We start from the raw sequence: 9,818 nt of genomic DNA on the forward strand, positions 1-9,818 counted from the left end.
CGGCCACGGCCTCGCGCACCGTCGTTGCCGGGGCGTCGAACAGCGGCGGCCTGATGCCGTCGCGCGGGCCGAGGCGGCGGTCGTCGGCCAGCACCCAGGTGTCCTTCGAGCCGCCGCCCTGGCTGGAGTTGACCACCAGCGCGCCCTCCGGCAACGCGACTCGGGTCAGGCCGCCGGGCAGCACCCACACGTCGTCGCCGTCGTTGACCGCGAACGGCCGCAGGTCGATGTGCCGCGGCGCGAAACGGTCCGAGACGAAGGTGGGAGAGGTGGACAGGGCCACCGGTCGCTGGGCGATCCAGCCGCGCGGGTTGGCGGACACCGTCGCGCGCAGCCGGCTCAGGGTGCGCTCGTCGGCCTGCGGTCCGATCACGATGCCCTTGCCGCCCGCGCCGTCGACCGGCTTGAGTACGAGCTCTGACAAGGAGTCGAGCACCCAGCCGATCCGCTCGGGATTGTCGAGGCGGTGCGTCTCGACGTTGTCCAGGATCGGTTCCTCGGACAGGTAGTAGCGGATCAGGTCGGGGACGTAGGTATAGATCAGCTTGTCGTCGACCGCGCCGCAGCCGACCGCGTTGGCTATGGTGACCCGTCCGGCGCGCGCGGCGTTGAGGATGCCGGGGCAGCCGATCACCGAGTCGGGCCGGAAGTGCAGCGGATCGAGGAACTCATCGTCGATGCGGCGGTACACCACGTGCACCGGCTGCTCCCCTGCCGTCGTGCGCATCCGCACCCGGTTGCCCGAGCAGATCAGGTCCCTGCCCTCGACCAGCTCGACTCCCATCTGCCGGGCGAGCAGCGAGTGCTCGAAGTATGCCGAGTTGGCGACGCCCGGCGTGAGGACCACGACCACCGGATCGGTAACCCCGGCCGGTGCGGCCGCGCGAAGCGCGGCCAGTAGCCGGGAGGCGTAGTCGTCGACCGGCCGCACTCGATGCTCGGCGAACAGGCCCGGGAAGGTCCGGGCCATGATGCGCCGGTTCTCCATGACGTAGCTGACCCCGGACGGCACCCGCGCGTTGTCCTCCAGTACCCGGAAGCGCCCGTCCTCGTCCCTGATCAAGTCGATCCCCGCGACGTGCACGCGCACACCGTTCGCCGGCTCGATCCCGTGCGCCGCCCGGTGGAACCCCCCGCCACTGAGCACCACCGACCGTGGCACCACGCCGTCCGCGAACACGGCGCCCTGACCGTACGTATCGGCAAGGAACGCTTCCAGCGCGCGTACGCGCTGCCGAACTCCACGGTCGATCACGTCCCACTCCGCCGCCGCGATCACGCGCGGGACGAGGTCGAGCGGGAAGGGCCGCTCCTCACCGCCGAACGCGAAGGTCACCCCGCGATCGGTGAATGCGCGCGCCACCTGGTCCACCCGGAACCGCAGTTCGTCGGGGTCGAGGTGCTCGAGGACCGCGAAGACCGGTTCATAGGCGCGCCGAGGGACGCCGGGTCCCGCGAACATCTCGTCCCAGGCTTCGGAATGGGTGTAAGCGTCGAATACGTCCGCCATGACCAGAACGTAGGGCACCTGTGTTTCCGAACGGTGACATGCCGCGGCGATCTTTCTCGCCGCGGCATCAGCCGGCTGGAACGTGGCCGCCCGCTACGCTGGCAGGCGCCTGCCGGATTTCCACGAAACGGCGCTCAACCGCCGGCGCTGAGCGACCGCCCGATGCGGCGGGCGGCCGCGCAGCGCCGAACGCGGCAGCGTCCGACGGGCTGACCCCCGATCAGCTGTTCGTGTTGTAGTAGTACCAACCCGTCGCCACAGTCGGCACCGTGCCGGTGCCTTGGCCCAGCACCGAGATCGTGCAGTTCGAGTGCCGATATTCCTTCTTCCAGGTCACCGAGTATCCCCACGCGCCGTATTTCAGGTTCCCGTACTTGGTGGCGGGGATGGAGTGAGTGTAGGTGTGCCCCTTCGTCGTGGCCACGGACTTGGTCGCCGCGTTGCTGATCGAGGCCTTCACCGAATTGATCAGGTCGCTCATCGTGATGTCGGCTCCGTAAGAGAGCGTCGAGCTGATCGTGCGGGTCACCTGGACCGTGCCGGTGATCGTGCCGCCGGGGCCATCGTGCCACCAGGTCGTGCCGTCCCAGAGAAACACGTACCTGCCCGACACGGCGACGACGACGTCCGCGGCGCAAGAAGCCGACGCCGGCGCCGCGTTGACCGCCGAAAGCGTTGACGCGCAGATCACCGCGGACGCCGCTACCGCGCCGAACCGCTTGCTTCGTGACATTGCCACTCCCAACTCCCCTGTTTCGATCGCCTTCTTTCCATGCACTGTCTCGGGTGCCCGTGACGTCTGCGTGGCGTGCGCGTGGCGCGGCGCATTCCGGGACGACGGCGCGGCGGTACGCCCGATTACGCCAACTAAAGATTGTTCTGAACCCTCGTCAGTCACCGGCCCGTTTCCTTTGCGCGTTCGGACGCTGAAGACCCGCTGCCACTTCGGAGGGACGTGTCATCGCAGAATGCACAAAAAAGGTAGATATCGGGTAACACTCGCGGCCGCCACCGCGGTCGCGGTCACCGGGAGTCTCGCGGTCGGGGCTGGACCGGCCGCAGCGGCCGCTTCCACCGCGGCCGCCTCCGCCACCAGCGGGGCGAGGAGCTCCTTCATCGTGGTGCTGAAGAATCAGCACCCGGACATCTCGGCGAAGGCCGCGACTCGGCGGCAGGTCACCGGGCGGGACCAGGCCCCGCTGGTGAACCGGGCCCGCGCCGCCGGCGCCACGGCCGTCAAGAACTTCGCCGTCATCAACGGCTTCGCCGCCACCATGACCGCCGCGCAGGCCGGCAGCCTGGCGGCCGACCCCTCGGTCGCCGAGGTCGTGCCGGACCGGATGGTGCCGCTCAGCCCGCTGAGCCGGCAGGAGACCAGCACGATCCGGCAGCAGGCCGGCGTCACCGCGCCGCCGGATCACCTGATCCCCGGCACCTGCCCGACGAACCCGGCGAAGCCGCTGCTCGAACCGGAGGCGTTGCAGACTACGCACACCGCCTTCCTCGACCGCTCGGTCCCGCAGGCGCAGAACCTGGTGGACGGCACCGGGGTCAAGGTCGCCTGGATCGCCGACGGCATCGACATTAAGAACCCTGATTTCATCCGCGCGGACGGCACCCCGGTCTTCGCCGACTACCAGGACTTCTCCGGCACCGACCCGGCGCTGGGCACCGGCGGCGGCGAGGCCTTCGGCGATGCCAGCTCGATCGCCGCGCAGGGCCGCCAGGTGTACGACCTGTCGAAGTTCGTCGACTCGGCGCACCCGCTGCCCGCGGGCTGCACGATCACCGTGCGCGGCATGGCCCCCGGTGCCTCGCTGGTCGGGCTGAATGTCTTCGGCTCCTCGAACTTCGCGATCAACTCCTCGATCATCCAGGCCATCGACTACGCGGTGAACGTTGACAAGGTCGACGTGATCAACGAGTCCTTCGGCGGCAACGCGTTTCCGACCGCCGGGACCGACCCGACCGCACTTGCCGACGACGCCGCGGTCGCGGCGGGCGTCACCGTGGTCAGCTCCACCGGCGACGCGGGACCGACCAACACCGTCGGCTCCCCCTCGGTCGATCCGAACGTCATCTCGGTCGGCGCGACCACGACCTTCCGGGTCCAGGCGCAGACCGGTTACGCCGGTACCCGCAACTTCGCGACCTCGGTGGTAAGCGACAATCCCTCGCCCTTGTCCTCCGGCGGCGTCACCGACCTCGGCCGGGTGGCCGACCTGGTCGCGCCCGGGCAGGACGGATGGGCGCTGTGCACGCCGGACCCGGTGCGCTTCGTCGACTGCACCGCGTTCAACGGCACGCCCTCACCGATCGAGGACTTCGGCGGCACCAGCGAATCCTCACCGCTGGTCGCGGGCGCGGCGGCGCTGGTGATCGAAGCATACGAACACACCCACCACGGTGTGCGTCCCACTCCGGCCCTGGTCAAGCGGATCCTCACCGGTACCGCCACCGACCTCGGCCTTCCCGCGACCCAGCAGGGCGCTGGCGAGCTGAACTCCTACCGCGCCGTGCTCGAAGCGATGTCGATCCACGACGCGAACGGGGCCCCAGCCCGCCAGGGTGACGGACTCACCATCACAACGCCCGGCGGCGATACCCAGCTCGCCGCGGCCGCCCCGGCGAATCAGAACCTTGATCTGCCGGTCGTGGTCACGAACACCGGCTCGGCCACCCAGACCGTCCAGCCGCACGGCCGCATCCTCGGCCGCACGCTGTCGGACGTGAAGGCGACCATCCCGCTCGACATCGCCTCGGCATCGACCCCGAGTTTCCTCGACGGCATCGCCGCGCCCGACGGGACGCCGGTTCTGCGCCGGTTCGCCGAGACCACCTTCACCGTTCCGGCCGGAGCCGACCATCTCGAGGCTCAGCTCAGCTGGCCCGGCGGTGCGGCGAACGGCCAGTCCTTGGTGCGGCTCGCGCTGATCGGCCCGCGCGGCGAGTACGAGAACCATTCGATACCGCAGGGCGCGGGCAACCACGGCCAGGCCGATGTGCGCTTCCCGGCGGCGGGCCGCTGGACCGCGATCTTCTTCGCGTCGGCCAGCACGGCCGGGTTCAACGGAAACGTCAACTACGAGTTCACTACCACCAAGTACGTCGGCTTCGCCGAAGTCAGCCCGCCGAGCGCGACGTTGCGGCCTGGCCAGAGCGCGACCTTCCACGTGCGCACCCGCCTGTCGGACGACGCGGGCGACGTGTCCGCGGCGATCGAGTTCGACAGCTCACGGCACTTCGCCACCACCGTGCCGCTGACTTTGCGCACGTTGCTGTCGAAGAGCTCTGACGGCGGCTCGTTCACCGGGACGCTCACCGGCGGCAACGGCCGTGGCAACCCGGGCGCGCAGACGCAGGCGTACTTCTTCGACGTGCCGCAGGGCAAGCGCGGCCTCGGGATCGACCTGCGGCTGGCCGGCACGCCGGACCAGATCGTCAACGCGGCGATCGCGGGTCCTGACGGCCAGGTGCTCTCGCTCTCCACCAACCAGACCGTCGACGCGAGCGGCAACGTGGTGCCGATCAGCGCCCTGCAAGGCTTCGTGCGCTCCCCGGCAGCCGGGCGGTGGACCTTGTTCATCGACATCGACAACCCGGTGGCGGGCACGACGCTGACCGAGCGGTTCACCGGACACCTGCGCTTCAATCTGGTCGACGTGGATGCCTCCGGGCTTCCACACGGCAAGGTCGCGGCAGGCAAGCCGATAACCGTCAAGCTGCGAGTGACCAACACCGGCGCCGCGCCCGAGGCGTTCTTCGCGGACCCGCGCCGCACAACGCAGGCCACGTATCCGCTGCTGGTCCTGCCGCCCTCGACCGCGACGATCGCGATTCCCTTCCCGGCGACCTCGATCGGCACCACCTGGCTGGTACCGGCCGAGACCAGCGACCTGAAGTTCGCGCAGAGTTCGACGATCCCGGCGGACTTCGACGTGGCAGCCCTCGACAACGGCCTGCCAGAGTTGCTGGGCGTCCCGACGAGCGGCAGCGCCCTGGCCGCGTCAGCCGAGCTTGCGGCGGCGCGGGTGACTCAGGGTCCGTGGGCAGCGGAGCCGACGGCGTTCGGACCGACCAACGGACCGGTCAAGGGCAGCGCCACACTCAGCGCGACCGTGCGGACGCAGCAGTTCGACCCGAGCGCGACCGCGGACTCCGGCGACCTCTGGCTCGCCGCCGTGAACGCGTCCGCGCCGGGCCTGGCGCCGCTGAGCCTGGCGCCCGGGCAGAGCGGAACTATCACGGTCACGGTCACGCCGACCGGAAGTCCGGGCACGTCCGTGCACGCGGTCGTCTATGTGGATACCTTCTCTTCGTTCCTGCTCAGCGGTGACGAAGTCGCCGCCTTCCCGTACAGCTACACGCTTAAGTAAGCAAATGGCGGCGGTTCGAAGCGTCCGAACGCGACTGCCGCCACGACCACGGCGCCGCACCGGCCCAGCCCAGGCAACCGGGCTCGGGTCGGTGCGGCTGTCGCTGCGGCCACTGGACGCTCGCACCTTTCCATAGGCCTCGATGCATGCACTGCGTGACGCCCCCTATGCTCTGCGCTTGCGGAGTATTCGACGCACGGGGGATATGCGGATGGGGGACCATGCGGAGCGAATGGTCTGAGGCGTCGTCATGGCGCGACGCCTCGGCGAGCACGCGGCGGCCTCCGTCGCTTGTCGGGCGCGGTGAGCAACTGCGCCTGGCGGCGGCGGCGCTGCAACGAGACGGCGTCGTGATCGGCGGCCCACACGGCGCCGGCCGGAGCCGGATGGCCCGCGAGTTGGCCGCGATCGCGCGGGCGTCGGGCCGGTGCGTGGACTGGGTGGCCACCTCGCGCAGCGCTGCCGGGATCCCGCTGGCCGCGCTCTCGGGCCTGCTGGCCGACGGCCGGGAAGGGCCGCCGCGGACGGTCGGGGAAGCAGTCGCGGCACTAGCCACTCGATCCGAGAAAACCCGCGAGTGGGTGCTGGCATGTGACGACGCGCACCTGCTCGATGTGGAATCCGCAGTCGTCATGCGGCAATTTGCCACGCGGGGGAAAGTCAGCCTGCTGCTGACTGTTTGCGATGAGGAAGAGTGTCCTGAGCCGGTTACCGCGTTGTGGCGGGACGAACTGCTCGCCCGCGTCGACGTTCCGCAACTGAGTAAGGACCTTGTGTCGGCGCTGCTGTGCGACGTCTTGGGCGCGCCGCTGGACGGAATCAGCCTCGAACGCATCTACCGCCTGTGCGAGGGAAATCTCGTATACCTGCGCGAATTGGTGGCCGCGGTTGACCGCGACGGCGGCTTGGAACGCATCGGGACGGCGTGGCGCTGGAACGGGCCGGTCTCGCCGAGCGCGCGGCTCGACGAGTTGGTCTGGAGCAGGCTCGCGGCGCTCGCTCCCGCCGAGCGGACCGTGCTCGAACTGCTGGCCTGGGGCGAGGGTCTGGGCGCGCAGTTGCTGCGCGAACTGGCCCCCGGCGCGGACCTGGTCGCCATGGAGAGCAAAGGGCTGATACGGGTACGCGGCGACGGCCAGCGCCGCCCAGCCGGACCGGCGCGGCTGTTAGACACCGAGGTTCTGCGTAACCGCACGCCGCAGCTTCGGGCCGACCAGATCTGCCGGACGCTCGCCGAGGCAGTCGAAGCCAAGGGTGCTCGCCGCGCCGACGACCGGCTGGCCATCGCGCTGTGGCACCTGACCGCCGGCGGCGGCGCGAACATTCCGGTGGCCGTCTATCTGTCCGCGGCACGCAGCGCCCACGCGACCATCGACCCCGGTCTGGCTGAGCGGCTGGCCCGCGCCGCGGTGCACGCCGCACCGGCGTCGCTCGCGGCCGGCCTGCTCCTCGCCGAAACCCTTGCCTGGCAAGGCCGGCACGCCGAGGCCGCCGAGGCGATATCAGGACTCGATGACATTGCGCGATCTGATGCCGATGTGACCCAGCTCGCGCTCACTCGCGCGGTGACCGCCTGCTGGGGGCGCGACGAACCATGCGTCGCGGTCGAAGAGTTGCTGCGCGCCGAGAGCCGGGTCACCTCCGCCGAGCTGCGCCAAGAGCTCCAGGCGATGCGCGCGGGCGTGCATTACGCGGCGGGGCAGGCTCCGGCTGTGGTCGAGGCGGCCGCGGATTTGATGCGCGCACCGTCCAGTCCGGCGAATCTGGTGCGGATGCATCGCGCCGCTGTTCCCGCGCTCGCTCTGACCGGCAGGATCGAGCAGGCGCTCGTGGAGTGGGATCGGTGCCGGTGCGCGGCCGAGACGATCAAAGGCGCGGTGCCCGAAGCGGTGATCGGACTGCCGTTGGCCGGCGCGGCCGCGCTCCGGGCCGCGTCACGGCTGGCTGAGGCGGATCAGCTCGCCGCAAAGGTCTACCGCGATGCCAGCGGCTCCGGTGTGCACTTCGCGGCAGGCGCGGGCGCGCAGATGCTCGGCATGATCGCGCTCGACGCGGGCCGGGTGGCCGACGCGCGGCGCTGGCTCGGCGAGGCGGTGACGCTGCTCGGCTCGGCGGACCTCGTCGGTTTTCTCAGCCTGTCCTGGTCCTCGCTGGCCCGGGCGCACGCGCTCTCGCCCGATCCGGACCGTGACCCGCCACGGCCGATGGCAGTCGAGGCCGCGGCGGCGCAGCTGGCCGCCGAGAAGGCGCTCAGCGCGTCACGCCGCTCGTGGGCACCGCAGGTCGAGGTCGGCCGCGCCTGGGTGGCGCTCGCCGAAGGCCGGCACACGGAAGCCAGGGCGCTCGCACTGGAGGCAGCCGAGGCGGCGGCCGCAGTGGGCTTCCACACGGTCGCGCTGAACGCCGCGCACGACGCACTCCGGCTCGGCGCGCGGCGCTCGGCTCACGCTCTGCTCGTGCAGGAGGCAGACCTCGTGGATGGCCCGCTCACCGCCGTCTATCTCGAGCACGCGCTCGCCCTGGAAGAGCAGGACGGCGGCAGGCTCGACGCGGTCAGCCGCGCCTTTGCGGCACTCGGTTGCCGGCTGTTGGCGGCAGAAGCGGCAACCGAAGCCGCCGCGGCGCACCGCTGCCAAGGACTGCCGGCTCGTTCCAGTGCCTCAGCGGCTTGCGCAGCCGGACACCTGGCTACATGTCAGGGGGCACTGAGCCCGGTGATCGCCGAGCACGGCACCGCCACAGGCCTGACCGCGCGGGAACGCGAGGTGGCAAAGCTCGCCGCCGAAGGGTTATCGAACCGTGAGATCGCGCATCATCTAGGAACATCGGTGCGAACCGTCGAGTCACACCTCGCGCATGTCTACAGCAAGCTCGGCGTTACCAGGCGGGAGCAATTGACCGGCCTGCTTGCGTAGCCCGCGCATCCGACCTCTGGGTGGCATCCGTAGTACATCAGTGCGCCCTACGTAGTCGGATACGGATGCCTGCAGGTTCACGTGCACTGACAATTACGGCCGCTGAGATCGTCCTCGCTTGGGTCGCGCGCGACGGTCGGTAACCGCAAATGCGCCTACCCTTCCACGGCGCGGGAAAAACAGGCGCAGAACACTGGGGATGGAAATGGAACGTGTCACGGTGTCGGTGTTTGCCACCGACCCGATCTCCCAAGCCGGGGTCGCGAGTGCGTTGCGGATGTGCCCGCAACTACACGTGCTCTCACCCGCGGACCCGTCGGCGGCCAGTCCGCAGGTCGTCGTCGCAGTCCTCGACAACGCTCGCGACGGGGCGATGGAAAACCTGCGCCACGTGCAGCGCGTGACGGCGGCGCGGGTGGTGCTCATAGTCGCCGACGTGAACGCCGCGGATCTGGCGCTGGCGACGGAATGTGGCGTGATCGCGGTGGTGCGCCGCAGCGAGGCTGGGCCGGAGCGGCTGGTCCAGGTGATCGAGGCGGCCGCCCGCGGCGAGGGCTCGGTCCCGGCCGACCTGCTCGGCTCGCTGCTGGAGCAGGTCGGGCGGGTGCAGCGAAATGTGCTCAGCCCGCGCGGCTTCGCGTTCAGCGGGCTGGCCAATCGCGAAGTGGCCGTGCTCAAGCTGATCGCCGAGGGGCACGACACAGCCGAGATCGCCAAGGCCCTGTCATACTCCGAGCGCACCATCAAGAATGTGTTGCAGAGCGCGATGATCCGGCTTCAGGTACGCAATCGCTCGCACGCCGTGGCGTACGCGGTGCGCGAGGGGCTGATCTGACCACCCTCTAACCGCCGGCTGCCGTCCCGCTTTTCCTATCCAAAACCTCGCGATGACTTTCCAGCTTCCCGCTGTCTTGAGCCGCTGGTGCCTGCGGCCCGTTGGCGCGTGGTGGAGTGAAAAACCTGTGCACGCGTGTCCCGCGTTACCGTCAACCGCCGTCGGCGAAGCTATCGCGAGAC

The 9,818-nt window shown here is 70.0% G+C and carries 5 protein-coding genes; 3 read left to right on the forward strand and 2 right to left on the reverse strand.

What is annotated here, in order from left to right; all coding sequences use genetic code 11:
• Together VN779_RS22300 and VN779_RS22305 are read right to left on the reverse strand one after the other, a co-directional pair.
• Positions 1-1,510, reverse strand: a 1,510-nt coding sequence (locus VN779_RS22300) for a circularly permuted type 2 ATP-grasp protein (RefSeq protein ID WP_325726509.1), incomplete at its 3' end; no start/stop codon positions are given.
• Between the two features lie 220 nt (positions 1,511-1,730).
• Positions 1,731-2,243, reverse strand: a complete 513-nt coding sequence (locus tag VN779_RS22305; protein WP_325726511.1) for a hypothetical protein — start codon at positions 2,241-2,243, stop codon at positions 1,731-1,733.
• A gap of 235 nt (positions 2,244-2,478) precedes the next feature.
• On the opposite strand from VN779_RS22305, the gene VN779_RS22310 reads away from it, so the two are divergent.
• The 3 genes from VN779_RS22310 (at position 2,479) to VN779_RS22320 (ending at position 9,636) form a co-directional block, all read left to right on the forward strand.
• Positions 2,479-5,886 (forward strand): S8 family serine peptidase, encoded by a 3,408-nt coding sequence (locus tag VN779_RS22310; RefSeq protein WP_325726512.1) that lies wholly within the window; start codon positions 2,479-2,481, stop codon positions 5,884-5,886.
• Between the two features lie 221 nt (positions 5,887-6,107).
• A complete protein-coding gene (locus VN779_RS22315) occupies positions 6,108-8,801 on the forward strand; it encodes a LuxR family transcriptional regulator (RefSeq protein WP_325726513.1) in 2,694 nt (897 codons plus the stop codon).
• A 205-nt stretch (positions 8,802-9,006) separates the two neighbouring features.
• Positions 9,007-9,636: a response regulator transcription factor gene (locus tag VN779_RS22320; protein ID WP_325726515.1), complete on the forward strand. Its 630-nt coding sequence runs from the start codon at positions 9,007-9,009 to the stop codon at positions 9,634-9,636.
• Positions 9,637-9,818: the final 182 nt, after the last annotated feature.

It is taken from the genome of Actinocrinis sp. (assembly GCF_035605935.1).
GTDB lineage: Bacteria > Actinomycetota > Actinomycetes > Streptomycetales > Catenulisporaceae > Actinocrinis.